The following is a 26,038-nucleotide window of genomic DNA, read 5'->3' as shown; positions in this document are numbered from 1 at the left end:
TAAGAATTAGCCCTTCGGCTTTGCCGGAGGGCTTTTTGCATGATGAATACAGAAACTCTGGGGCATTTCATAAAAGATACTGGTCTGTCGCTGTTGATCGGGAAACGGGGAATATTGATTTCAAAGAATATAAACAGAAGTTTTGATCAAACCGTTTGTGATGGATGGTTGACGCAAACTGTGAAGGAAGAGGAAAGCAGTTTGCGTTTCTCCTATCGCTTCGATTTAAGTTATTTAGACTATAGTTCGCCAATCGCTTGAACAACTAGTTTCAAAGCTTTAAGTCTTCTTTCTAAAAGCGTTCTTTGTGGACTACCAGTCTTTGACTTAGCATAACTGTTCTCAACTGATGGGGTTAAACCAATAATAACTTTGCGGGCTTCTGCTAAATCTTCATGTGTGTATTGATGAGGTTTTTGATTCCAGACGTTTTCTAGGATAGCTAAGCCGATGTAAACAGCATTGAGTCGTTTCTTTACTAGGGTAGTATTTACGGCATTTTGAGTCATCTGGGACAAGGCGTTCTCGAGTTTTTTGATTGTAGATTGCAAAGATCTTATTGATTCCAATTTTTCTACATTAGATACATCTTCCATGTAAACACTGTCCTTTGTTCGCTTCTGAATTATTATATTGGGCAATGTATTGCAATAAGTTCTCTTGGGCGTGTCTTAAAACTAGCTATTGCCTTAAAAGCGTAACATAGCATAATTTTACAAGGACGAAATCACGAGGAGCTTGTAAAAGATGCTAAGACGCCACGAAATCAAAGACCAGGACTGGGAACGGGTTAAAGAACTATTGCCACCTGAAAATAGAGGCGAAGGCAGACCGTCGAAATCCAACCGGATGATGCTTAATGGAATGCTTTGGAAAGTCAAAACAGGTGCGCCTTGGCGTGATTTGCCTGAACGTTTGGTCCTTGGAAAACTCCGCAGAAGGCGGTTGCCTTCTTCCTGAGTTAAGTCACGAACAAAAATAGTCATGCCGCTCACCTCGAGAGAGTTGGATTTACGTATAATTACCCGTTTTTCCAACTATGTTCTCGGAAGGGGCACTAGTTAAGTTTCATTTCTTCGTATAAAACTGAATCGAAATATCGATTATGTTTGTTCTAATTTTTGGTTATCTTGAAGTTTATTAAGAAAAAAGAAAAATTTAAAAATATAAATAGGAGCAAAAGATTCATATTTAGATCTTCAAATTTTACAACCCATGGAATCATAGGAGTGAAAAAATTCATTAAAAAAAGCATGAAAGAGTTTATATCTTTCTTTTTGGTAAATCTATATTTAATCCAATTATAAATAACATAGATCAAACCAACAGAATTTAAACATAAAATAGTAACATAGAAAACCGTTTGTTCCACCGAGAATTCCCTTCTGCTTTGTAATTAAACTAGGTTAGTTTATCACCAAGCTTGTATGGTTCCGGTACTATCATTCAGGAACCGTCAGAGCAATTGGAGAATGCAATGAGGGAGGAACCTAATTGACGAACAGCCCTCATTGTCACTTCGCTGGTTCTAAATCACATAGCTGATAATGTTTGATAAGCATTATTTATGGCAGAGTCACAATCCCTATTTGAATTATAAACCCCCCATATTGTGGCAGCAAAAGCTGGAGCAGATACAATAAGTGCTGGAATCGCAGCTAAAGAAATAACAACAGAAATTCCAGCCGCTTGAGCTGCAAATTGAAAAGCCTTCAACGAACTTAGAGATCCAGAAAAAGAATTAACATACATTTTGTAATCTGAAGCATGTGAATTAGACTGTGAAAAGTATTTACTTACGTTGTTCCCAGTTGGACCGTAGTCATAATGTTGGTAAGATGCTGCATAAAACGTACCGCCAGCAGTAGAAGAATAGTTATCATAATAACAGGACCCCTTATCACCACCCGCTTCACGTGTTTGAATTCCAGGTCTTGTTTGGATTTGCGTATCTTCAACTTTAACATTATTTAGATATACGGAACCATCATTTTTCGTTGTGATCACATCTACATTTGTATTATATGTATAAATTTTACTATACGATTCCATTCCTGGCTGTAATACATATGTTTTGATATCCGTAACCTCACCAGAAACACCGTCAGATGTAGGAATTGATTTAACCTGAATTGTTTCAGTTTGAGTGCCAATTAGTTCACCTTCAATAGTCCTTAGCTCAGTGGTGCTTGTAGTTACATAGGGAGCATTATTCGCCGCTACACCTCCTTCTGAATTGTTACCAGGTGCGGCCATTGAAGCCGTAGCACTAGTTAGAAAAAACACTCCACACAGTAATGGTAAAAAAATCGATTTCACTTTCAAATTAATTGACTCCTAGAAAATGGAATTTTAAGTACAGATGTACACTACTCCAGTTTCTGGAAAATGTAAATAAATATATTGTGAAGAAATACAAGGCTTTCATAATATTGATATGCGAAGCGTACTAAAGAAGGTGGATACATCTACTTTTCTAGACACCAAGTAGGACGAGAGTTGCATATGGCTGATATTCTACCAGAAAGAGAAAAGATGAAGATCTGAAAAGATTTTATTTAATATAAAAGCATTATACAGATGCTAAGACGCTACGAAATTAACGACCAGGACTGGGAACGGGTTAAAGAACTATTGCCACCCGAAAATAGAGGCGAAGGCAGACCGTCGAAACCCAACCGGATGATGCTTAATGGAATGCTTTGGAAAGTCAAAACAGGTGCGCCTTGGCGTGATTTGCCTGAACGGTTTGGTCCTTGGAAAACCGTGTACTCCCGATTTCGTTTGTTGAGTAACAACGACCTTTTTCAACCGAAACACTAGATGTAGAATAGTCGTAGGATAAGAATCGTAAACTATAAAGCGGGTGTATCGACTCTTGGGAGGTATTGGATGTTTAGATGGAAGCGTGGCCCTGTCACTCTGTTCCAAAGTGATCTGTACATGACGAATTCACTTGTTATGGAGACGGAGAATTGTGTGCTGGTAACCGATCCCTGCTGGCTGCCCCGTGAGGTGGAGGAAATCCGGCGGTATGTAGACAACATTCTTGGCGCGAGAAGGCTGCTCCTGTTATTCACCCATTCTGATTTCGATCATATTATCGGATATGGGGCCTTCAGAGGGGCTGAAGTCATTGCAAGCAGGGCATTCGCGGACAAAAGCGCCGGGGAACGCGAAGATATTCTTGAACAGATCCGGGCATTTGACGATAGTTATTATCTCAGGAGAGACTATGAAATCACGTATCCGCAGGTGGATCATGTGATGGAAGAGGAAGGTCAGACGCTGGTATTCGGGGATTTGAAGCTGACGGGATATGCTGCGCCGGGCCATACGGATGATGGGCTATTTACTATAGTGGAGTCTGCCGGGCTGTTCATTGCCGGAGACTACTTGTCTGACGTGGAGTTTCCCTATATCTACGACAGCAGTCTGGCTTACGAAGCAACGCTCGGCAAGCTGGAGCAGATATTGGCGCGGCACCCGTTCACGCTGCTGGTCCCCGGACATGGGGAGGCAACGGACAGCAGCGTAGAACTGGAGCGGCGCAGGGAAGAGAGCCTGAAGTATATCCACAACATGCGTACGGCTGTAGCTTCAGGCATCCAGGAAACGGTTGATGCTCTGATCGAAGGCTGTGCGTTCCCGCGCAATATGTCCAACTTCCACCGCAGCAATCAGGCGCTGATCGCGAAGGAGCTGGCCGGGAAAGCGGAAGACTGACGCTGCAGTTACATATCCAGCTGGATTTTGCGAATATGAAGAACACCATCAAGTCCTGTAGGGTCTGTACTGACCTTACGGGAGACGAATTCTTCGGCCCGTTCGGAGGTGCGCAGGCGCAGCGGCTTGGTCTCCAGCTGAACCAGATCCCACATGACGTCTGCTACGGACTCTGAAGTCTGCGGTTCTACATTCCGTTTCAGGAACGTCCCTGTGTAGGCATCGAGAATCGGCTTGTACTCATCTTCGAGGATGCCGCCGGTGTCCGCTACATGCCCAAGGACAGTCTTATTGAATTCTGTAGCGATGGCACCCGGCTCAAGCAGGGTAATGTCGATATTGAATTGCGGCTTGTAATAGGTAGCCAGACTCTCCAGCAGTCCCTCCACCGCGAATTTGCTGGCGCAGTAGATTTCGTTCATCGGTTGTCCAATGAGCCCGCCGACACTGGACGTAGCCACAATATGGCCGTAGCCGGTCTTGCGCAGCAGGGGCAGTGCAGCCCGGATCGTATGCATAACCCCGTACACATTAGTGTCGAATATGCGCTCGATATCAGTGAATGGAGCTTGTCCAAGCGCCCGGAGATAGCCGAACCCGGCATTGCAGAACAGTACATCCAGCGTACCGCGCTCCTGGTCAATCTGGTCGATAACCCGCTGAATACTGTCCGGCTGTGTAACCTCCAGTTCTACGAACTGCAGATTGTCCACATTGCGGTACAATTCCTGATCGCGCTCCAGATGGCGGGTGCCGGCGTAGACCGTCCAGCCTTCCTGTGCAAACTTCAGCGCGGACGCCAGGCCGATGCCGGATGATGCTCCGGTGATGCAGATGATTTTGCCCATAAGGGATACAGCCTCCATTAATTTGGAATTAAATTGCTTTAACCTTCACGAGATCGCACACATTATAGCATACAGCAGCCGATGTTCTGACAAGATGACATAAAGTTTGTTTTTTCGCGTATTTTTGACTCTGCCGAAGTTGCTATAATTGTTTTCGTTACGGTACACTATAACTAAAGGTCCTAATCGCCTGCGAATGGAGAGGAACAAGGAAACAATGGATGTATTCAAGCGTTACTTTGCAAATTTAACAGTCCGCCGCTTTTTAATTCTGGCACTGATTGGACTGCTGCTGTACAGTATTAGAGACATGCTGAATCTGGTGCTGCTGACGTTCCTGATTGCTTATGTAATGAACAGCTTTCAGGTGCTTTTGAGCAAAAGAATCGGCAAATATGTCAAGGTGAACAGCAAGGTAATTATTATTATTTTGTACTTAGCGCTCATCACTATGATCGTATTGGCCCTTGTCAAATATCTGCCCAAGGTCTTCTCGCAGATTAAGCAATTAACCGCGTTTCTCGGAACACTAACCTCTGACGACATCCCACAGAACGAGATTATGCAGTATTTATTCAGCATGGTTAAGGAATTGAACTACCAGAGCTATTTGAATCAAGGCATTGAATACGTGTTCAAAATCAGTGACTGGGGAACTACGTTCGTCCTGTCAACGATTCTGAGCCTTGTCTTCATCCTGGAGAAAAACAGAATTGTCAACTTCACCTCCCGTCTGAGAGAGAGCAAGATTTCCTGGTTCTATGTGGAACTGGAGTATTTCGGCAAGAAATTCATAGCCTCCTTCGGTAAAGTCATTGAAGCACAGATCCTGATTGCGCTGTTCAATACTTTGTTCACGGTTGTCGGATTATGGATCCTGGGCTTCTTTTTCGAACCCTTCCCGTATCTCTTTGCGCTCGCTATTATGATCTTCATGCTCAGTCTGATTCCAGTGGTCGGCTTTGTCATTTCGCTTATTCCGCTGTGCATCATCGGCTACAATACCGGTGGACTGGTGATGACGATCTACATACTGGCGATGATTGCCGTGCTGCATGTCATGGAAGGCTACTTCCTCAACCCTAAGCTGATGTCCTCCAAAATGAACCTTCCGATGTTCTACACCTTCATCGTGCTGTTATTCTCAGAGCATTATATTGGCGTATGGGGACTGATTCTCGGTATTCCGATCTTCGTCTTTTTCCTGGATATTCTGGAGATTAGCCGTGATAAGCCGGGTACCTGATTGGCAAGGATACAAGGTGGAACAACGATAAATGCACGATCTATAACGATCCAATAGATAAATGACATACACAAACATATAGGTAATAATCCAAATAGGTGATATTCAAACTGCTCATGGTTTGGGTATCCCTTTTTTATTAGGAAGAAGGAGGAGGCGCAAGATGATCAAATATCCGGTATTAGAGCCAAGAGCAGTTATAGGTGTAACAGCACCCTCATCAGGAGTAGGGGAGGAACTGCGTGAACTGCTCGAGCTAGCCTGCAGCCGGTTGCAGGAGCAGGGTTATGGCGTGGTATGCGGAGCAACGGCGTGGACGCAGGATAAGGCCAAGTCTGCACCGGCAAGCGTGCGTGCGGCTGAATTCAATGCCATGATGGCCGATGACAGCATCGGGCTCGTGATCCCGCCTTGGGGCGGGGAGCTGCTGATCGAGATTCTGGAGCAGGTAGATTTCGATCACATGAAGGTCAAATGGATTCTCGGCTACTCTGATATTAGTGTGCTGCTGCTGGCAGTTACTCTTAAGACGGGGATCGCCACTGCCCACGGTACAAATTTTGTTGACCTGCGTGGCGAAGAGACCGACCCGGTGACGGCCATGTGGGAATCCGTGCTGTCTACAGCAAGCGGGCAATCGGTACTTCAGCATTCCTCGCAGCAGTACCAGCTGGAATGGGGAGGCGCGGAGCCTTCACCCCATGTGTTCAACCTTACGGAAGTCACCAATTGGAAGACTGTAGGTAATCAGAACGTAACTATGCAGGGCCGTCTGCTCGGCGGCTGCATTGATGTAATCCGGCATCTCATCGGCACGCCGTATGGGGAGGTGCGGCATTTCCAGCAGCATTACATCCAGAATGAGCCTATCCTGTGGTATCTGGAGAACTGTGAGCTGTCGGTAACGGATCTGCGCAGGTCCCTGCTGCAGATGAAGCTGGCCGGCTGGTTCGAGAATTGCTCGGGTCTGATGTTCGGCCGTAGTGCAGCGGGTCGCCCTATGGAGAATTACACCGTAGAAGATGTCTACCAGGAGCTTGCCAGCGAGCTGGGGCTGCCGGTTGTGTATGATATCGATTGCGGCCATCTGCCGCCGCAGATTACGCTGGTGAACGGGGCGTTTGCGGAGGTGTTGGCTGGAGCTGGTAAAGGGACTGTGAAGCAGTATTTCCGGGCGTAAATGAGAAGTACTCGTGCTAAACTATATGTAGTGAACATTAATGTAAATGGCCCTTAGCGGGTTAGGAACTAGCCTATAAGCTTGGGTAAACTTGGAGCAGTAGCTCTATTGACCAAGAAGCACCCACCTCTTAGGTAGTGTGTAGTTCACGACCTGTGTTTTCCATACTTTCGATAAGTTCTTTGTTTGAATCATTTTCGCCATGATTACGGCCTCCTTCACCTCCATGCTATATCGACTATTTTGCTGTCCAGCCATCGAGTTAATACAATCTAAAGTGACATTCTTGTCATGTTGATTCATTAGGGTTACGCTTCGACCAATAGACTTCGGCTTTTTCAATCTTCTACGTTCCTTGCGAATACCTGCTAAATCTACACTCCTTCTTAAATCTCAAACGGGTAAGGGCATCGATTGCGCCGTCAGGCTGAATGAGAACATTCCCCGGGTGCTGGAACAACGATATCATCCCGATGGATAAACTGCAGCTGAAATTCCTCTGCATTCGGCAGCGCGAGCTTCATCATCAACGGCTCGAACAGGGACGCAGGGAAAACCAAAACATCCGTAGCAGGTGAGATAGGCTCCTGCCAAGGATGTTTTGGTTTTTAGAGCGATTCGCCTACTTGGTGAACCCGCAGCAGGTTGGTGGTTCCGGTGCAGCCTGCAGGGACACCGGCGGTGATGACTACCAGGTCGCCATCTTGCACGTAACCAGCCGACTTGGCCAGTACAACGGCGGCTGCTATGGCTGCATCAGTGCTGGAAGCGGACACGCTGCGGAGCAGCGGAGTTACACCCCAGGTCAAGGACAGGGCGTACAATACACTCTCTTTGGTGGATACGGCGATGACCGGTGCAGCCGGCTTGTGCTTGGCGATCATCCGGGCGGTAAAGCCGCTTTCGGTCAAGGCGAGAATGGCCTTGGCGGAGAGCACAAGGGCGGTACGGGCAACGGCTTCGCCGATGACGCTGGTTACGTTGGTGGCAGCCTCGTCATCCTTGCGGCTACAGCGGCCGTGGCGTCCCAGGACGGACTCGGCGCGGGCAGCGATACGGGCCATGGTCTCGACGGACTCCAGCGGGTACTTGCCTGCGGCGGATTCGCCGGACAGCATGACGGAATCAGTGCCGTCGAAGATAGCGTTGGCGACATCGCCCGCTTCCGCACGGGTCGGACGCGGGTTCATCTGCATGGACTCCAGCATGTGGGTGGCGGTGATGACTGGTTTACCTGCCAGGTTGCACTTCCTGATCATATCTTTCTGAACCAGCGGCACGTCCTCCACCGGCAGGTCTACGCCCAGGTCGCCGCGGGCTACCATCAGGCCGTCAGCTACGCTCAGGATGGCGTCCAGGTTCTCCACGCCCTCGTCATTTTCGATCTTGGCAATGACTTGGATATGGCCGGCCTTGTGCTCGCTGAGGATACGTTTGATTTCGAGAATGTCTTCGGCTTTGCGGACGAAGGATTGGGCGATGATGTCGATGTTGTGCTCAATGCCGAACTTGATGTGCCGGACGTCCTTCTCGGTTACGCCGGGGAGGCTGGTTTTGACGCCGGGAACGTTTACGCCCTTACGCTGCTTCAGCTTGCCGCCGTTTTTGATGAGGCAGGTGATCTCGGTGCCTTCGGCATGTACGACCTCCAGACGGACCAGACCGTCATCGATCAGGATGATGCTGCCGGGCTTCACATCTTGGGGCAGCTGCTTGTAGGTGACTTGAATGCGGTCCTTGGTGCCGGGCACTTCCTCGGTGGTCAGAACCACGGTTTCACCCGGTACCAGCTCCGCGTAGTCCGAGGCCATTTTACCGATCCGGATTTCCGGACCTTTGATGTCGAGCAGGACGGCAACGTACTGGTTCAGCTCTTTGGCTGCTTCCCGGATGCGCCGGATGCGCTCCGCGTGCTCGTATAGCTCTCCGTGGGCGAAGTTCAGGCGGGCAACGTTCATACCAGCTTGGATCAGCTTCCGGAGCATTTCTGGGCTTTCGCTGGATGGACCGATGGTGCAGACGATTTTAGTTTTGCGCATGACTTTTCTCTCCTTATATTTAACATTGAACTCTTGTGAAAACTTTCTCTAACCCATACAACACAGCATAACGCTTCATCAGAAAAAAATATATATTTTCGTTATTCATCAATTTTGATGTAGAAGGCAGGTCATCTTATGATTGGTTTTTTGTACCCAAAAACCATCCATACGCCGGGAAGGAAATTACATTAGCGGAAATAATGAAGGAATTGTTACGACGGGACATTGAGAAATTACTAATTTCTTGAAATTTACCAAGTAGCAGCGTTGGGCGATTTCATTTTTAAACGCAGAGGTCCATTTCGACGCGTTAATTTAGGCAAGAAAAAGAAGGTGCGAGAAGTATCCGGTGATGAACCGGCTTCTCGCACCTTCTTTTTTTAAGGCCCTGCATTACAGAAAAATGACTTCTCGTTAATATTAGTCGTACAAAACCGCTTTAATATAAAGCCTGTAAGACATAGTGCAGCACTCCGGGAACTCCGGCTCCATGCAAGACCAGAGACAGGGGGCGAAGGATGTCCATTCATTAAACCGGTTTAATAATATGCGGGATTAAACTACAAAAATCCGACTGCACGGGCAGGAGATAAGCGAGGTTTTCTTCTATGGCTACCATCGATGATGTGGCAAAAGCATCAGGCGTTTCTAAGGGAACCGTATCAAGTGTGTTCAGCAAAAAAAGACCGATCAGCAAGGAAGTCACAGAGCGTGTACTGGCGGCAGCCAAAGAACTTAATTACAAGCCTAATTATTGGGCCAGAAGCCTGGCGAACAAGTCGACCCGCATTGTAGGCCTTGATATTCAAGGAGAGAAATTCAAGTTTAGCCAGTTTCACCTCTCACTTCTAAATGGAGTGTTAAGTGTCTGTTATGAACAGGGTTACCGGCTGCTCGTCAATACGCTCTCCCATACGTATCAGAACCAGCTGGAGCATATGGTCACAGGCCCGGCCGACGGGGAGATTCTGCTGAATCCGGAGAGTGATGATGAGCGGATTATCGAACGGCTATCCGGGGATATCCCCATCGTGCTGATCGGCAGGCCGTCCGCTGAGTTCGAGAATCATGTTTCTTATGTGGACAATGACAACGTCAGTATGACTGAGCAGACTACCCGCTACCTGCTTGATCTGGGACACAGGAATTTCTTATTTCTGAACGCGCCGGCAGACCGGACTGTTGCGGTTGACCGGGCCAGCGGTTTTCTTGCTGCCATCCAGAAAGCAGGGCTTCCAGAGTCATCCTACAAAATCATATATAAGCCTGATCCGGACAATTCTTCGCTCGATTTCGGGTATAAGACAACGCTTGAGGAGCTTCAGGCCAATCAGGCAATTACAGCAGTTATCTCAGATACAGACACCATGGCGCTCGGTGTTTACAAAGCGGCGGAAGCGCTCAGTATCAGCATCCCCGGTCAATTATCTGTATTCGCCTTTAGCGACGATTCCATATTCTCACCAGAGTTCGCACCGCCGCTCACGGGTGTCCGCCTTCACGCCGAACGCCTGGGACGGGAAGCAGCAACTATGCTGATCGAACAGATGTCAGGGAACCTGAAGACCGTCAAAAGAACGATTGTGCCAACCGATATGGTCATCCGCAGCTCCTGTGCTGCACCCATTACAATCCATGGAGGAAATCAATCATGAGTATGAAGAAGAATGCAGCACTCTCAGTAGTTTTGGCCGGGACTGTTCTATTGTCCGCATGCGGAAGCAACAACGGCAACGCATCTTCACCATCAACAACAACAGTACCACCGACATCCTCGGAAAGTACGTCTCCGGCGGCAGCAACAGAGGGCATGAAGCTTGAAATTCTATCCGGTAACGTTGGAGGGAAAACGCCTGAGGGCAATACGGAATTCGCGCAGGCCATCAGCGATAAGACAGGTCTTGATGTGACACTGGACAAGCCCGCCAGCGACTATGACCAGAAGGTGCTGACCGCGCTCAGCTCGGGTGCGAAATACGATTTAATCGAGGTCAGTGACTTGGCCAAGCTGAATGCGTTCATTGACCAGGGTGTGGTTACCGATCTGACAAGCTTCGTGCAAGGCTCCAAGATCCTGTCGGATCCTGCGGTGATTCCCTCCGGTGAATGGGAGCAGCTGAAAGGCCCGGACGGTAAAATATACGGCGTGTTCTCCAAATTTCAAGGCGCAACCATGCCTATCGTGCGTAAGGACTGGCTGAACAAGCTGGGCCTGAAGGAGCCTAAAACACTTGATGAGCTGTATGCTGTCCTGAAGGCTTTCAAGGAAGAGGACCCGGACGGGAACGGGAAGGCAGATACCTATGGACTCAGTACTTCGGGACTTTATGATATCCAGGGGATTATGAGCGCGGCCGGGCTGAAATACAGATATGTGATGGAGGACGGTAAACGTACCATTCCTTATGCAACCGATGCGGCAATTCCGATGTATGAATGGTTCGCCAAGCTTGTGAAGGAAGGGATTATGGACCCGAATTTCATTACGAATGACACCGCCAAGATGCGCAACCTCTTTCTGACCGACCGTGTCGGGATGGTCACGTACTGGGATGCCTGGGTAGGAATGTTCAATAACCTGAAGCAGCAGGAAGATGCGGCTACAACCTTCCAGGCAGCAGGGATGGCAAGCCTCCAGGCAGCGGATGGTACGATCTTAATGCGCCGGGGAGACCCGGATTTCTGGATTATTCCGGCCAATGCGCCTCATCCCGAGGCTGCTAAGAAGTTCCTTGAATTCTGGAATACAGAAGACGGGATCCTACTCGGAAGCCTGGGCGTCGAGGATTACGACTATACCGTGGATAACGGACAATACACACTGACGGATACCGGCAAGGAAGCAAACATGGACCACGGTGTTCCCTATTGGTATAACTCCACGGTGAAGCCGCAATTCCCTGCTCTGCCTGGTGTTGAAGAGGCGATGGCGCTCTCCAGGCAGTACGCGACACTTGAGCTTTCACTGCCAACATGGCCGGATGCTGAGAAGATTGTGACGAATTACGCGCTTAAAGCAATGTCCGGCCAGATGCCGGCGGGAGACGCGGTAGAACAGATGCAGAAAGAATTGAAGGCGGCAAATTTAATCGATTAATTCATATCAGGAAGGCTTCGGGGCGGCAGGCGAAGATGCTACTGCCGCTCCCCGCGGGCCATAGGACTTCATGAGGCAGGAGGCGGAACAGCCATGAGATTGATCAAGAAAAACTCGATATTCTACGTCATGATGCTTCCGGTGATCGTTTACTTTGCAGTATTCTCGTATTACCCGCTAGCGAAAGGCCTGCAGACCAGTTTACAGGACTACAAGCTTATGGGCGAACGTCCTTACATCGGACTGGATAATTATAATCAGGTGATTCACGATCCGACCTTTTGGGATGCACTATGGAATACGGTATATATAGGCGGCGGGATTCTCATTACCGGTTTCATCGCTCCGCTGCTAATTGCCCTTTCTTTGAACGAAGTCATGAAGAGCTGGTTCAAGAGAACTGCGCAGCTGGTGCTGTACGTTCCGCATTTGTTATCCTGGGTGGTCATCGGCGGGATTTTTATTTTCCTTCTGTCCCCCGACAGCGGACTCGTGAATTTGCTGCTGGTCCAAATATTTGGTATCCAGCCGATTAATTTTATGGCGGATGAAGCCTGGGCAAGAATTATAATGATTGGTTCGGCCGTGTGGAAGGATATGGGCTACAATTGCATTTTGTTTCTGGCCGGCATTGCAGGGATTAGCCCTACTCTATACGAAGCCGCCCGGATGGACGGGGCAACAAGGTGGCAGCAGGTGCGCTATGTGACGCTGCCGCAGTTAATGAACACGATGAAGGTAATCCTGCTGCTGAATACACTGGGGATATTCCGGATATTTGACCAGATCTTCGTGATGCGGAATCCGGCAATTGCAAGCAAGGTCGATGTGCTCATGATGTATACGTTCCAGAAAGGAATTATGGAGATCCGTATAGGCCCGGCGGCGGCGGCCAGCTTCTTCGTCGTTTTATTTACACTGGTGCTAGCTTCTGTGGTTAGAAAAATGACACGTTTTGATGAGGTGTAATCATGAATATCGAACGCATGGAGAGAAGGGGATGGGGGAACAGGACGTTTGATGCTCTGAACGCGATTTTCCTGATCCTGCTGATGTTAACGATGATTATCCCTTTTGCCAATGTAGTCGCACTCGCCTTCTCTTCCGGGATGGCTTCCATGAAGCCTGAGATCATTCTGTTTCCCAAAGAATTCAGTATAGAAGGCTTCGGTACAGTGTGGAACAGTCTGGATCTAAGGCGTCCGTTCATGAACAGCGTAATTGTCACGGTCACCGGTACGCTTCTGCATGTGCTGCTGTCCAGCATGGCGGGGTTTGTACTTATCCAGCCGCAATTGCCCGGCAAGAAATTCATGGTTTCATTTATTCTGCTGACGATGATGATTCCGCAGGACGCAATTATGATTCCGCTCTATCTGGTGAATCAGGACCTGCATCTTATAAATACGCTAAGCTCCCTGGTCCTATCCGGTATGATCTCCGGCTTTTCAATTTTGCTGATGCGCAATTTTTTCCTGAGTGTTCCCTATGAGATGTGTGAATCTGCGCAGATTGACGGCTTAGGGATGCTGCGTATTTTCACAACAATCTATATGCGACTGGCAATCACCGGGGTCGCTACGGTCACCTTGTTTGAATTTGTGAGCCGGTGGAACATGCTGAGTGCTCCGGTTCTGTTTATTAACGACAGCCACAAGATTACCCTTCAGGTCGCCCTCAAGTCGATGATCACAGATGCGAGTGCCACATCCGGTAATCTGCTGATTACCACCAATGTCCGGATGGCCGGAATCCTCATTTCGATTATGCCGCTGTTGGCCGTATACCCCTTCATCCAAAGATATTTCATGAAAGGCCTCATGTTAGGCGCGAACAAAGAATAGAAAGGGTGAAATCACTTGCAGATCATCTCAGAGCTTTCCTTGAACAGAAGGATTGTAAAAGAAGAGGAGCAAACGTATATTGAAATCCCCTTTGCAGCCGGGGCGGCTGTGGAAAAGATTGAAGTGAACTATACGTACGAACGTCAGAATGGGGCGGCTGTCATTGATATTGGACTCCGTTCACCGGAACGGATAGTAGGCTGGAGCGGCGGAGCCAGAGAATCCTTCTTCACCGGACTCGGCAAAGCGACCCCCGGCTACCTGGCCGGTCCGATAGCTGCTGGAGAATGGAAGGTCCTTCTGGGTGCCTACCGTGTGCCCGAGGGCGGGTGTGAGGTCAGAATGGATGTGAAGCTCTTTCATGAGCATTCCCGCTGGATGAAGGGCGACTTGCATATGCATAGCGTTCACAGTGATGGTTCTTACACTACCCGGGAGGCCATTCAGTCTTGCAGGGACAAAGGGCTGGAGTTCATGGCCTTCACCGATCACAATAATGCTTCGCAGAATTTGGCCACACTGGCAGCCGATGAGCAAATTGTGCTTATTCCCGGGGTGGAATTAACCAGCTACAAAGGACATTGCAACCTGCTCGGGCATCCTGACGCACTGGACGACTTCCGTATCCTGACTCCGGAGCAGGCCAGAGGGGTATTACAGCGGGCGGCGGACAAGGGGGCATTCATTTCTTTAAATCACCCGTTCTGCTCGAACTGTCCGTGGGAATTAGGCTTTGACTTGCCCTACGATGCTATCGAGGTATGGAATGGACCCTGGCGTCCGATTAACGAGACTGCCGTGCGCTGGTGGCAGGAGCAACTGGCTTCCAGCCGGAAGATTATTGCTGTAGGGGGAAGTGACACGCATAGAATTGAGCCGTATGTCGCGCATGGAACGCCTACGACTTATGTCCGCTCGGAAGCAGAATCGAAGGAGGCGATTCTTCGTGGAATCAGGGCCGGGCGTGTAGTCCTGTCCTCCGGGACAAACGAGACTTTCATTGAGCTATCCATCGGGGAGGCAGGCGTTGGTGACACGGTAATCGTGGACAGTCAGCAGCAGGAATATGAATTGGTTATACAAGTGTCGGGTGCGGCAGGAGACCTCGTACAGCTATGGTCTGACCGCGGCGTAGAGCAGGAATGGAACGTGGAGAGCGGTGGAGATTATACATTTCCTGTGTTAACGGACCGCTTGTTCTACCGTGCAGAAGCAAGCCGTTACCGGGCGGAGGCGAATATGACGGTCACTACTTGCCTGACAAATCCCGTCTACCTTCGTAAGCTGCGGGAAGAGAAGATCGTTTGAGTGTCCGGGGCATCGCGGACACCCGTGTGAACGTCCGCACGAGGCTACCCATACCCGCTAAGACGTTATTGTCGGTGAACGGGTTAAATGGATTAGGCCTGAATCTGTCCACCTGCTCTTCGCACATTACTGCTCTTCGGAATTATGGATGCAGTTAGCAGGCCGGTTTTTGATACGCCTTTTAATACGCTGACTTACAATTATGTCAGCCAATTCAATCAAGGCGGCAGAATTAGCACAGAGCTTGTGGTATGGCGGGAATGCGCGCTCAGTGTGGGGCGGATATCCAGTGTCGGAATCCTGGTTATGCTGTACAAATGGACGGACCTCTGCTTGATACAATCATCCGTCTAATAATGAAAAGCCTCGGGACCGGAAGGTTCCGTGCAATATTTACCATCATTTATCGCAGAAACGGTACCGCCCTGAGGGCGGTACCGTTTCTGTTATGCTAAGTATTAGAGTACAGTTCCCGTCTGCCAGGTGATTCTTACTCAACCGAACGAAGTCAGCACACTCTGCGTCACGATCTCTCTTAGTTCAGCTTTCTGAGCGGTGTATTGCTGCCGGGTAATGCTACCGCTCGCCAATCTTGCTTCAAGCTGCTGCGTCAGCTGTTTGACTTGCAGATTGATGACGTTATTAATGTTACCGCCATTCTCTTCAGCGATGGTGCGCAGGGATTTGCCGTCGTACAAGGCGTCGTACAGCTCTTCGTCGGAGGATTGGCTCAGATTCAGGGCATCCAGCAGTTCATCGGTCTCGGCCACATCCGATGTGGACCATTTGGCAACGGGGATGGTATGTAACGCAGGCTTGCCCCAGGCTGTTCCTCCAAACGACATGGCTACGATCATCGTTCCAACAATCATTACCCGCTTAATATTCATATGTTTTATGTTCATGTCTAATATCCTCTTTTCATATTCAATGTCTGTCATTAGCTCAGAGATTCAAGAGCAGCTAGGTTCTGCTGTAAACCCATTATAAACAACTAACCTAATGGTAACCTTAACGAAACTTTAAAATTACCTAAAGATTACAATGTACTGACAGAGTGATTACAAACCCCCCGTATACTTTATGGATGGTTACCAGCTTGCATGTTTATGCAAGGAATTCATAACACACATACGGGGAGTGTTCACAAGTTGAGAATTACAGCAAAAGGTAAACGCCTGTTCTCCAGTTTGATGGCAGGCAGTCTTATGCTTGGCATCATGGTTCCTGGAAGCTACGCCCAGGAAATTCCGTCAGAGATACAGCGGACGTCATCAGAGATTGCAGCACTAACAGACGGAGAGACCCTGCCTGAGGCGCAGTCTGGCAACGAATCAGTTACGTCTGCTGTATATGCCACACCATCACAGCCGGGGGCGCTGCTCATTACTGAGCTGGTTCCGGATACCAAGAATGTAGGCAGTGCGGATAGTTATGAATATGTAGAGGTCTACAACAATACGGATACATCGGTTAATTTCAATGACTACTATTTCTATTACAACGGCGCGAACACCTGGACTACCGGTGGTGATACCGTCATCCCGGCATTCGGGAATATTGTATTCTGGATTATGAACGGCACTAATCAGGCAGCAACTGCCAATGATTTCATAGCCAACTTCTCGCCTGAAGCGTCTTTACAGGAGGGGGTTAACCTATTCCGGATCAATGGAGGCGGAGGTATGGCGAATGGCTCACCTCGCAACCTGCAGATCAAGAGCAAAGCCGGGGATGCCCTAATTATCTCTGCCTCTTATGCCAAGGAGCAGGTCAAGGAGAACAACGGGATTGTTTACCAGTATCCGGTAACCGGAGGCACAGAAATGGTTCTGATGTCAGAGGCAGGCATAATCCCTGCCACACCCGGGACAGTAACGGCTGGTCAGATCCCGGAGCATGATCCCGGAGAGATGACCCCGGTAATCAGTCATACCCCTAAGAGCAGTACAGATCCAGCAGATCTGGTGATTAATGCAACAATCACCCATCTGCAGAATGCGGATGTAGAGGTTGCACCGGCCGTGGAGCTGCTGTACCGTACGACTTCGCAGCTGCGGGAGACCGTCATTACCATGACATCTGCAGGGGGAGAGGCCTATTCCGCGGTTATTCCAGCAGCTGCCCTGGAAGAGCCGGAGCTAATCTACAGCATTCGTGTGAAGAATGTAACCGAGAGCTATTCGGTGCATGTAAACCAGCCGGATTTCAATTCTGCATTGGTGCCGCCGCTGCTCGTCACAGAGCTGCTCCCCAACTCCTCGAATGCAGCGGGCACCACCTCAGATGCTTTCGAGTTTATTGAGGTTTATAACAATACGGACAAGCCGGTCGATTTCAAAAACTACAAGCTGTTTTACCGGTATCCCGATAAAGGCAATGCTGCGGATGTGAAGTGGCCGTCTACGCAGGAGAGCTTGAACATTCCTGCCCAGCAGTCGGTTGTATTCTGGGTGATTAACAGCGCAAATGCGGCCTATAAGGCAAGTGATTTCAATACAGCATTTAATACGGATCTGGTAGAAGGCACGAATCTGTTCTTGATCAAAAGCGACGGGATGTCTAACTCCGGCCGCCGGGGAATCGTAATTAAGAGCAATACGGAGAAGGAAATTTCAGCTGCTTATTATGATGCCGATACTCTATATAACGGCGGAACCAAAGGGGACGAGACAAAGGAGAGTAAGTCGCTTCAGTACAAATACCCTGTGAACGGTACAGGTAAAATGCTTAAGATCAGTTCCGGAGAAGCTGTTCCGTCACCTGGCAGTGCAGATCTAGCCCAAGTTCCCGTAACCCCTGTTCATGTGGAACTGGATACCGAAGCTCCGGAAGTGAATGATCTTACAGATATTTCTGAGATTGATCAGTCGGGAAGCCTGGATTTGAAGGCTTTTGCCGATGACAACAAAGGAGTTACGTCCGTAGAGGTGAGAGTAGCTTCGGACAAGCAGCCTGACTTCGTCAGCCACAATCTGGCCCAGGATTATAACGACAACCTGTATCACTTCAAATTATCTTCAGCCGAACTTATCGGCAGAACGGAGATTCAATATTACTTTGTCGTTTCAGACGGAAGTCAGGAAACAGAATCACCGTTGGCCAAGGTGAAAATAACGGGCGGACCGGACCGGTCCCCGCTGCGTTTGAATGTGAAGGATAACGCACTGCTGCATGGCAGCGTTACGGTCAAGGGAACCGCGGCGAGCGCCGAAGCAGATGAACTGGTGCTAAGCATTGACGGCAAAGAGACAGATGACACTCAGGTCTATCCTGCCCTTGAGAACGATGCTTATTTTGTCTTCGATGCCAAGAATGTCGATTATTATTTCAAGAACGGAATTACCATGGGGCCTGAGGAATTGGGAGACAAGAGTATTCTATATACATTTATGGATCCCATCACCTCCTATACCACGCTGTCCTTCCCGATATCTGCCGCTGCACTTAAGGCGGGGACGGATAACGTAATTTATATCAGGGCAGGCTCGAAGTCATCTCCATTTGATCCCCGTCCGGAAGAGAATAAGGATGATTTCGAGATAAAGAATGTCCGTCTTCTGTTGGCGGACGGAACAGAAGTATGGGATCCAGCTTACAGTGCGCGGGATAAAGAGATTAAGATGGGTGACTCTACAGGCAAAAATCCGTCGATTGGCTTCCGCTTCGAGCTGCAGTCGGAGCAACTGCGCTCCAAAGCGTATGACTGGAATACGGCGCAGGCAACTGACGGATCACATACGCTGATTCTTGCACATGGCCAGGAGCAGGTGAAATCCAAGGTCATTGTGGACAATACGCCGCCAACTATTCAATCCAATATGGAAGAGGGCCAGACTTACCGGGGCAGCATTGAGCTGAAGGCCGATGTTACTGATGAATATGCCGGTGTGGATCAGGTCAGTGTGAAACTGGATGATACGGAGATTGAGCTTCCCTATGCGACATCCTCAGGCATGCTGGCGGGAGGAGTGCACAATCTGTCCATTACTGCCACCGATAAGGCGGGGAACAAGGCCGAGAAGCTGATTACCTTCAAGGTACCTGAGGAGAATCCGTATGCTCCGCAGGTAATTGCTCCAATCAACGGGGCTAAGGGCGTAGGTACCAGCCCGAAGCTCACCGTGAAAGTGGAAGACCCGACCGGAGACAAGCTGGATGTCTCTTTCTATCAAGGATTTAAATATGATGGCAGTCATCCGGAGCAAGGGTTCACCGGATTTAAGAATGCCTCTGATACCGAACCGCCCAAACAGCCGGTTCCTGCCGGTGAGCAGGCGCTAAGCGGTGAGGAGTATAGAAGAATTAGTGCTGCGGACGGGGATTATCTCGTCAATGATGCGGTGGAGCAGTTCCCGTATCAACGGTATGAAATTAAGCTGGATGAATCGGTCAAAGCAACAGACCGTGTGGATGTAGAGTGGAAAGGCAACTCTCTTCCGGGCCGGAAGGTAAGTCTGTATGCCTGGAGCCCATCCGGACAGAACTGGGTGCTGCTGGACCACCAGATTGCGGGAACCACGGACTTTGAACTGAAGTCGACAGTGAGCGCCGGGGTTTACAGGGACGGGGATAAAATCGCTGTTATGGTGCAGGATGAGATTGCCGCAGCGGCTGCATCCACGGTTACACAGGACACCTATGACTTTTCCTTTGTATGGATGTCAGATACCCAATATTATTCACAGAGCTATCCGTACATTTATCAGAAGAATGTGCAGTGGATTGCCGACAACAAGGACAGCCTTAACCTGAAATATGTCATTCATACCGGTGATGTGGTGGATAAATCCTATCAGGAATATGAGTGGGAAGAGGCTGACAAGGACATGCGGGTGCTGGAGGACGCGGGTATTCCTTACGGGGTGCTTGCCGGCAACCATGATGTGGGTCACCAGAACGGCGATTATACGAAATTCTGGGAGTATTTTGGTGAATGGAGATTTAAGAACCTGCCGACTTACGGAGGCTCCTACGATAATAACCGCGGACATTATGATCTCGTCTCAGCGGGCGGCAATGATTTCATCATTGTCTATATGGGCTGGGGTTTGGCTGAACAGGAAATTGAATGGATGAATGAAGTGGTTGCCCGATATCCGGAGCGTAAGGCGATACTATGCCTGCATGAATATATGCTGGTATCCAACAACCGTGCACCGATTGCCGACACTATTTTCGAGAAAGTCGTAAAACCGAACAAGAATGTCATCGCGGCATTGTCAGGTCATTATCACGATGCGGAGCTTAAGGTGGACCCGCTGGATGATAATGGAGACGGTGTGGCTGACCGCAATGTCTATCAGATGCTGGCGGATTATCAAGGGGCTGAACAAGGGGGACTGGGGTACATCCGTCTGCTTCAGTTCGATATTGCGAATAATCAGCTTCATGTGAAGACCTATTCTCCTTTTCTGGATGATTACAACTTCTATGATGAAGTTGAATTCCCGGGTAAGGATGAGTTCTCACTCCCGCTGGATCTTCAGCCGGTGACCAAACGTGTGGCAACAGATTATATTGGAGTGAAGGTGTACAGTGACCAGAAGATTGCCGTGAAGCAAGTAGTGGCAAGCGGCAGCGAGGTAACGGTACCCTGGAACAACCTGAATCAGGATAGCTATTATCAGTGGTATACGAAGGTGGAGGATGGAAATACAGGCAGCGTGCTATCGGATATCTGGGGATTCTACACCGGAAAAGAAGGGGTGGCGCCAACACCAACACCAACACCAACACCGGCTCCTGAAGGGACTGATCCGTGGCCAGTCGGAACAACCGGACCTGCTGCTACGCCGGCTCCATCGGTTACGCCGAGCCCTGCAGCTGTGCCCGGAGCGGACAAAGGCAGCATTAAGCTGGTTATGGGCCAGGACGGCAATTACAGCGCATCCCTTAAAGATTTTGAGACCCTGATCCGGGAAACCATTGACGGAACGATTCGGATCGCGTTAACCGAATCCGGCGTTAGCCAGGGGATAATTCAACTGGCGCTCGATGCGAAGGGTGTAGAGCAGGCAGTTCAGAACAAGAAGGCGCTGAAGATTGTCTCTTCCGGGTTCGAGCTAGCCATTCCGGCAGAATCGCTGCCGGATATTCCGGAAGGCAGTGATAAAGTGCTGCTAAGCATTCATACAGTGCTGACGCCGCAGCTTCAGCAGACCATTGAGGAGAACCGCAAAGGAACGGCGGGCTTAGGCGCTCCGCAGGCCGGGGTTACGCTTGAACTCAAAACGGTGTCCGGTGGTAAAGAAACAGCCGTTCATCAGTTCAAGAACAGTGTAACAGTAACCTTAATGCTGACTGCCGGCGAGTTTGGCGGGATCGATAAGGATTATGCCGGAGTTTACTACCTGGATGGAAGCAGCCTGAAGTATATGGGCGGTATCTTCAAGAACAATACTGTCAGCTTTACAACAGATCACTTCTCTTCTTATGCAATAATGGAATACCACAAGGTATTCAGCGATGTGAGCGGAAGCTGGTCGGAGCAGTACATTAATAAGCTGGCCGCGAAGCATATTATTACAGGAATCGATGAGAACCATTACGCCCCGACATGGAATGTCACACGGGCAGACTTCGCCGTACTGGCGGTGCGTGCGATGAACCTGAACAACACGGCGGGTGCACCAGCGGTAGGTTCCTTCGCTGATGTGCCGCAAGGAGCATATTATGCATCGTCTGTGGAGAAGGCCGCTGAGCTTGGATTTATGGAGGGCAGCGAAGGACGTTTCCGTCCGGATGACACGATTACCCGCGAAGAAGCGGCCGTGGTGCTTAGCAGACTGATGAAATCCGGTGCTAGTGCACAGTCACCGGCATCTGCTGCTGGGAATGCAGTATTTGCCGATACGGGCAGCATCTCCCTGTGGGCGAAGGAAGCGGTAAGTGAACTGCAGGCCAAGGGTCTGATCAGCGGCAAAGGCAATAATCAGTTTGACCCGCGCGGTGAAGTGACCCGTGCAGAAACCGCGAAGCTGCTGTATGGATTACTGAACCTCTAATCATTATCTGCCAGAGTGAGACCGCCCGGATTAGCCCGGAGGTCACCGCAACTATGGAAGCAGCGATTGTCCAATAACGGATAATCGCTGCTTTATTTTTTGGAGTAAGCGGCAGCTTGATCCACCAGACGGGAGCCGATAGGTTCTGGTGCCCCTCATTTGCAAAAAAAAACAGGATTGCTTAAAGTGAAGACGGACGCATCCACATGCAGGAAAGCTTAAGAAATGAAATCCATAGCAAGCAGGTGAACTTTCCATGAATAAAAAAATACTGGTCGTCGATGATGAACCGGCCATTGTGAGTGCAATTGCCTACGCGCTGCGGCGTGAAGGCTATGAAGTCGATACCGCCGGTGACGGGGAGGAAGCGCTTGGCAAGACGAATACCTTCCACCCGAATGTGCTGGTGCTGGATGTAATGATGCCGAAGCTGAGCGGTTATGACGTGTGCCGGAAGCTTGAGAACCGTGATGACATCGGAATTATTCTGCTGACCGTCAAGAATGATATTGTCGATAAAATTGTAGGTTTGGAGCTCGGTGCAGACGATTATATGACCAAGCCGTTCGAGATCCGCGAGCTGCTGGCCCGGGTCAAGGCGCTGCTGCGCAGGCTGGAGAAGAATACGGCCGAGATCCGAAGCGAGCTGATCGAATACGGCACGCTGCGGGTACATCCGGACCGGCGTAGCGCCGAGCTTGGGGAAGAACAGCTTGAGCTGACCCCGAAGGAGTTCGACCTGCTGTTCCTCCTGCTCTCCCACCCGCAGCGGGTGTATATGCGCGAGGAGCTGCTGGAGCAGGTGTGGGATATGGACTACGCGGGCGGCACGCGCACGGTGGACATTCATATTCAGCGCTTGCGCAAAAAGCTGGGCGAGCCTTACCAGAACATTCTGCAGACAGTCTATGGTGTTGGCTATAAAGCGGTACCTGCGGGGAACTACGTATGAGAATCAGCATTAAGCTGAAATTCAGCCTGTTCCTGGCCCTGCTGCTTATTCTTGCCATCAGTGTGCTGAGTTATTTCGTGCTGCGCGGCGTGGAGCGGAACCAGCAGGGACAGACGGAGAGCTATCTGGCACAGCATGTCAAAACCGTCAATCTGCGTGTGAAGCAGACCTTCTATATCGGTGTGCGCCTTGAACCGCAGGAATTCATGCAGCAGCGGGGCAAGGCGCTGGCCGCTGAACTGGCCGGGTTCACTGGCCTTGAAGTTACCCTGTATGACAGCCAGGGCCAGCAGGTAGGAACCTCGGCGCAAGGTGAGCTGGGGCCGGGCAGGCCGGATGTCCGCGCGGCGCTGGACTATGCGCTGCATAATAAAGTCGCCTATCAGAGTGAGGGCGACAAGCTGCTGTATCTCGCCCCGCTGCAGGGTCCGGAGGAACAGATGGGCGTGGTGCAACTGGAGTATTCACTGAAGGGTGCCCGGAGCTTCCAGCAGACGCTGCTGAATCTGTTCCTGACCACAGGCGGTGCGGTGCTGGTATTCAGCTTCCTGGCCGGATATCTGTACTTCAACCGTGCTGCGGCAGCGATCGGACGGCTGAAGAAGTCAGCGGAGGATATCCGCCGCGCCGATTATATTACGGCTCCGCCGCTGAAGCGCAAGGATGAGCTTGGGGAGCTGGCCGAGGGCATCTACTTCATGAGCCGGGAGATCGAGAGCAGTATTGCCGCGAAGGATGAGGAGCGCCGCAAGCTGCAGCTCGCAGTGGAGAAGCTTCAGGCGCTGGAGCAGCAGCAGAAGCAGTATATCGGGAATATCAGTCATGAATTCAAGACACCGCTGACCTCGATCAAAGCTTATGTTGATCTGCTGAATATGTATGACGATGACCCCAAGCTGCTGCATGATGCGAAGATCAACATTGCTAAGGAAACGCAGCGGCTGTACGAGATGGTGGAGAAGGTGCTGCAACTGACCGCGCTGGAGAAATATGATTTCGAATCCCAGGCAGAGGTGCTGGAGGTCGAGAGCACACTACGGGATATTTGCGGACGGATGAAGGGCAAGGTGGAGCGATATGGACTTACGGTCATGCTAGACGTTAAGCCGGCACATATTTGGATCGATAAAGAGAGCTTCATGCATATCTTCATTAACCTGCTCGATAATGCGATCAAATACAATGTCCCGCAGGGAAGCGTTCACTTGTATAACGAGGTCAGGGACGGGCGGGTATGGATTACGGTCCGCGATTCGGGAATCGGCATTCCGGAAGATTCGCGTGATAAGATCTTTGAGCCATTTTACACGGTCAACCGTGACCGTTCCAGAGCATCGGGAGGCACGGGACTTGGACTTTCCCTGGTGCGTAATCTGGTAGAGAAGCAGAACGGGACCATTACGCTGCTGGAGGGTACAGGCGAGGGTGCAGCGTTCCAGCTGTCTTTTCCCTTAGTGTCCTGAAGGACATAAGTTTACATCTTGGAAACATTATGTGAGTGGTTTGGAAATAAGCATCCGGTATGCTGAGAGCAACAATAGCTGGAGGGAAGCCTATATGAATCATGGGAAGAATATCAGAGCGCGCAAGGTATGGAAGGTTCTGCTATATGGTGCTGTTCTGCTGTCCGTCACTGCCTGCAGCGCAGAGAGTACAAAAACACGTCAGGTGGTTGAGGAATCCGGACAAAAAATTACGGTCATGGATAATACCAGCGAATCGGTCTACACCCAGCTGAAGCTGGAAGGAATCGATAAGGTCGAGGGTGTGCGGGGCACGGAAATGGTCAGCGAGGATGTCATTGTAGTGACTAAGGAGAACCGTGAGCTACCTCCGCAGGTGATAGAAGGCCAGGAACTTTATCCGAAGAATCTCTATCTCCATACATTGTCCACAGGAGAGGACACTCCGCTGCAGGAGGGGGAGCAAACTTACGGCTCGCTGAGTCTGTCTCCGGATAAGAAGCGGTTGTTTTATATGGAGGTATACGATATTACGGGTCTCGGCTATATTATGGATCTCGCTACGGGTGCTTCGGTGAAGGTGGGCGAGGCTGAGTTCCGGAGCGGGGAAGCGACTTGGTCTGACAATGAGCATGTGATTTTTCCGGACATGGAAGGCAATATCATGAGCACTGATGTGAACGGTAAGCAGGAGACTGTTGTGAAGACCGGAATTCCTTATGTTCATGAGGTGATCCAGACCGGCAGCCGGATTCTGTATGTCTCAGGTGAAGACAGCCAGCTTAGCGCCTATGATACCGGCACGAAGCAAACTAAGATGCTGCAAAAAAATGTGGAATGGGTCATTCCCTCCCCGGACGGGAGCAGGCTGGCAATAGTAGAGCGGATAGGGCCCGGGGAGAGGGTGCTGCTCCTCTGTGACAGCGAAGGCAACGAGCAGTCCCGGCTTGCTGCCGGACAGCAGATCTTCGGCACCAGCTGGTCGCCGGACGGCAGCAAGCTGGCCTACGCGATTACAACAGCTGGTGCCACCGATGATCAAGAAGACCTGTTCATTACCGAAGCAGAGACGGGAGAGCAGACACCTATGCTGAATGACATCCACCTGTCTGACCAGCTGCGCTGGAGTCCCTCGGGCAAGAAGCTGCTGGCAGCAACCGCGGTGCTGAAGGATGATGCCTATCAGTTGATCACCTATGTGATCAGGTTGTCGTAGTAATCTTAAGTATATTCATACTTGACAGGTGGGTTTAAGGGGGTATATGATTACAGCAACAGTTTACTACTCATTAAATGAACGGTGAAATAATAACCGTGAAGATCAT

20 protein-coding genes are annotated in these 26,038 nt (G+C 49.9%); 15 read left to right on the top strand and 5 right to left on the bottom strand.

All coding sequences use genetic code 11. The features are described 5' to 3' along the window. Positions 1-39: 39 nt before the first annotated feature. A complete protein-coding gene (locus MKX70_RS04190; RefSeq protein ID WP_042231840.1) occupies positions 40-261 on the top strand; it encodes a hypothetical protein in 222 nt (73 codons plus the stop codon). On the opposite strand, the gene MKX70_RS04185 is transcribed toward MKX70_RS04190, so the two are convergent. Beyond that, on the bottom strand, positions 240-596 hold the full coding sequence (locus tag MKX70_RS04185; protein WP_042241342.1) for a hypothetical protein: 357 nt from the start codon (positions 594-596) through the stop codon (positions 240-242). The two genes, MKX70_RS04190 and MKX70_RS04185, sit on opposite strands and share 22 nt — an antisense overlap. 151 nt (positions 597-747) lie before the next feature. On the opposite strand from MKX70_RS04185, the gene MKX70_RS33385 reads away from it, so the two are divergent. After that, a complete protein-coding gene (locus MKX70_RS33385; RefSeq protein WP_081956339.1) occupies positions 748-960 on the top strand; it encodes a transposase in 213 nt (70 codons plus the stop codon). A gap of 573 nt (positions 961-1,533) precedes the next feature. Here the strand turns inward: MKX70_RS33385 and MKX70_RS04180 are convergent. After that, entirely contained in the window at positions 1,534-2,325 is a 792-nt protein-coding gene (locus MKX70_RS04180; protein WP_042231843.1) for a hypothetical protein, read from the bottom strand. Positions 2,326-2,580: 255 nt separating this feature from the next. Between MKX70_RS04180 and MKX70_RS33380 the strand changes: the two genes are divergently transcribed. Continuing rightward, complete coding sequence (locus MKX70_RS33380) at positions 2,581-2,823, top strand: transposase (protein ID WP_081956340.1); 243 nt, start codon at positions 2,581-2,583, stop codon at positions 2,821-2,823. A 69-nt stretch (positions 2,824-2,892) separates the two neighbouring features. Further along, positions 2,893-3,726: an MBL fold metallo-hydrolase gene (locus tag MKX70_RS04175; RefSeq protein ID WP_042231845.1), complete on the top strand. Its 834-nt coding sequence runs from the start codon at positions 2,893-2,895 to the stop codon at positions 3,724-3,726. A gap of 8 nt (positions 3,727-3,734) precedes the next feature. Here MKX70_RS04175 and MKX70_RS04170 read toward each other — a convergent pair whose 3' ends face one another. Beyond that, positions 3,735-4,574: an SDR family oxidoreductase gene (locus tag MKX70_RS04170; RefSeq protein WP_042231847.1), complete on the bottom strand. Its 840-nt coding sequence runs from the start codon at positions 4,572-4,574 to the stop codon at positions 3,735-3,737. A gap of 217 nt (positions 4,575-4,791) precedes the next feature. On the opposite strand from MKX70_RS04170, the gene MKX70_RS04165 reads away from it, so the two are divergent. Together MKX70_RS04165 and MKX70_RS04160 are read left to right on the top strand one after the other, a co-directional pair. Further along, the gene (locus MKX70_RS04165; RefSeq protein ID WP_042231849.1) at positions 4,792-5,820 is read left to right on the top strand and encodes an AI-2E family transporter; all 1,029 of its coding nucleotides are present in this window, start codon (positions 4,792-4,794) and stop codon (positions 5,818-5,820) included. A gap of 163 nt (positions 5,821-5,983) precedes the next feature. After that, positions 5,984-7,000: a S66 family peptidase gene (locus tag MKX70_RS04160; RefSeq protein WP_042231851.1), complete on the top strand. Its 1,017-nt coding sequence runs from the start codon at positions 5,984-5,986 to the stop codon at positions 6,998-7,000. A gap of 608 nt (positions 7,001-7,608) precedes the next feature. Here the strand turns inward: MKX70_RS04160 and pyk are convergent. Beyond that, a complete protein-coding gene (pyk, locus tag MKX70_RS04155; protein WP_042231856.1) occupies positions 7,609-9,039 on the bottom strand; it encodes a pyruvate kinase in 1,431 nt (476 codons plus the stop codon). 611 nt (positions 9,040-9,650) lie between these two features. Here pyk and MKX70_RS04150 point away from each other — a divergent pair. From MKX70_RS04150 to MKX70_RS04130, 5 genes are all read left to right on the top strand, one after another. Beyond that, positions 9,651-10,697 carry a LacI family DNA-binding transcriptional regulator gene (locus MKX70_RS04150; protein ID WP_042231858.1) on the top strand — a complete coding sequence of 349 codons (1,047 nt, stop codon included), beginning with the start codon at positions 9,651-9,653 and terminating at the stop codon, positions 10,695-10,697. Further along, positions 10,694-12,139: an extracellular solute-binding protein gene (locus MKX70_RS04145; protein WP_042231859.1), complete on the top strand. Its 1,446-nt coding sequence runs from the start codon at positions 10,694-10,696 to the stop codon at positions 12,137-12,139. The genes MKX70_RS04150 and MKX70_RS04145 overlap by 4 nt, the downstream gene beginning before the upstream one ends. 93 nt (positions 12,140-12,232) lie before the next feature. Further along, complete coding sequence (locus tag MKX70_RS04140) at positions 12,233-13,108, top strand: ABC transporter permease subunit (RefSeq protein ID WP_042231861.1); 876 nt, start codon at positions 12,233-12,235, stop codon at positions 13,106-13,108. Positions 13,109-13,110: 2 nt separating this feature from the next. Beyond that, positions 13,111-13,983, top strand: a complete 873-nt coding sequence (locus MKX70_RS04135; RefSeq protein WP_231637758.1) for a carbohydrate ABC transporter permease — start codon at positions 13,111-13,113, stop codon at positions 13,981-13,983. A 15-nt stretch (positions 13,984-13,998) separates the two neighbouring features. Further along, a complete protein-coding gene (locus MKX70_RS04130) occupies positions 13,999-15,291 on the top strand; it encodes a CehA/McbA family metallohydrolase (RefSeq protein WP_042231863.1) in 1,293 nt (430 codons plus the stop codon). A 494-nt stretch (positions 15,292-15,785) separates the two neighbouring features. Here the strand turns inward: MKX70_RS04130 and MKX70_RS04125 are convergent, their stop codons facing one another. Next, positions 15,786-16,196: a hypothetical protein gene (locus tag MKX70_RS04125; protein WP_231637759.1), complete on the bottom strand. Its 411-nt coding sequence runs from the start codon at positions 16,194-16,196 to the stop codon at positions 15,786-15,788. A 246-nt stretch (positions 16,197-16,442) separates the two neighbouring features. Here MKX70_RS04125 and MKX70_RS04120 point away from each other — a divergent pair, with 246 nt between their 5' ends. The 4 genes from MKX70_RS04120 (at position 16,443) to MKX70_RS04105 (ending at position 25,929) form a co-directional block, all read left to right on the top strand. Continuing rightward, entirely contained in the window at positions 16,443-22,298 is a 5,856-nt protein-coding gene (locus MKX70_RS04120) for an S-layer homology domain-containing protein (protein WP_340839586.1), read from the top strand. A gap of 256 nt (positions 22,299-22,554) precedes the next feature. Then, a complete protein-coding gene (locus tag MKX70_RS04115) occupies positions 22,555-23,250 on the top strand; it encodes a response regulator transcription factor (protein ID WP_042231867.1) in 696 nt (231 codons plus the stop codon). After that, positions 23,247-24,713, top strand: coding sequence for a sensor histidine kinase (locus MKX70_RS04110; RefSeq protein WP_340839585.1), 1,467 nt, complete (start codon positions 23,247-23,249; stop codon positions 24,711-24,713). The genes MKX70_RS04115 and MKX70_RS04110 overlap by 4 nt, the downstream gene beginning before the upstream one ends. Before the next feature lie 94 nt (positions 24,714-24,807). Continuing rightward, positions 24,808-25,929: a hypothetical protein gene (locus MKX70_RS04105; RefSeq protein ID WP_340839584.1), complete on the top strand. Its 1,122-nt coding sequence runs from the start codon at positions 24,808-24,810 to the stop codon at positions 25,927-25,929. The last annotated feature ends 109 nt before the right edge of the window (positions 25,930-26,038 follow it).

Source organism: Paenibacillus sp. FSL R7-0312 (assembly GCF_038004445.1).
Lineage (GTDB): Bacteria > Bacillota > Bacilli > Paenibacillales > Paenibacillaceae > Paenibacillus_AQ.
Note: the sequence above shows the minus strand (reverse complement) of the source record. Positions and strands in the feature narration are given on the sequence as shown.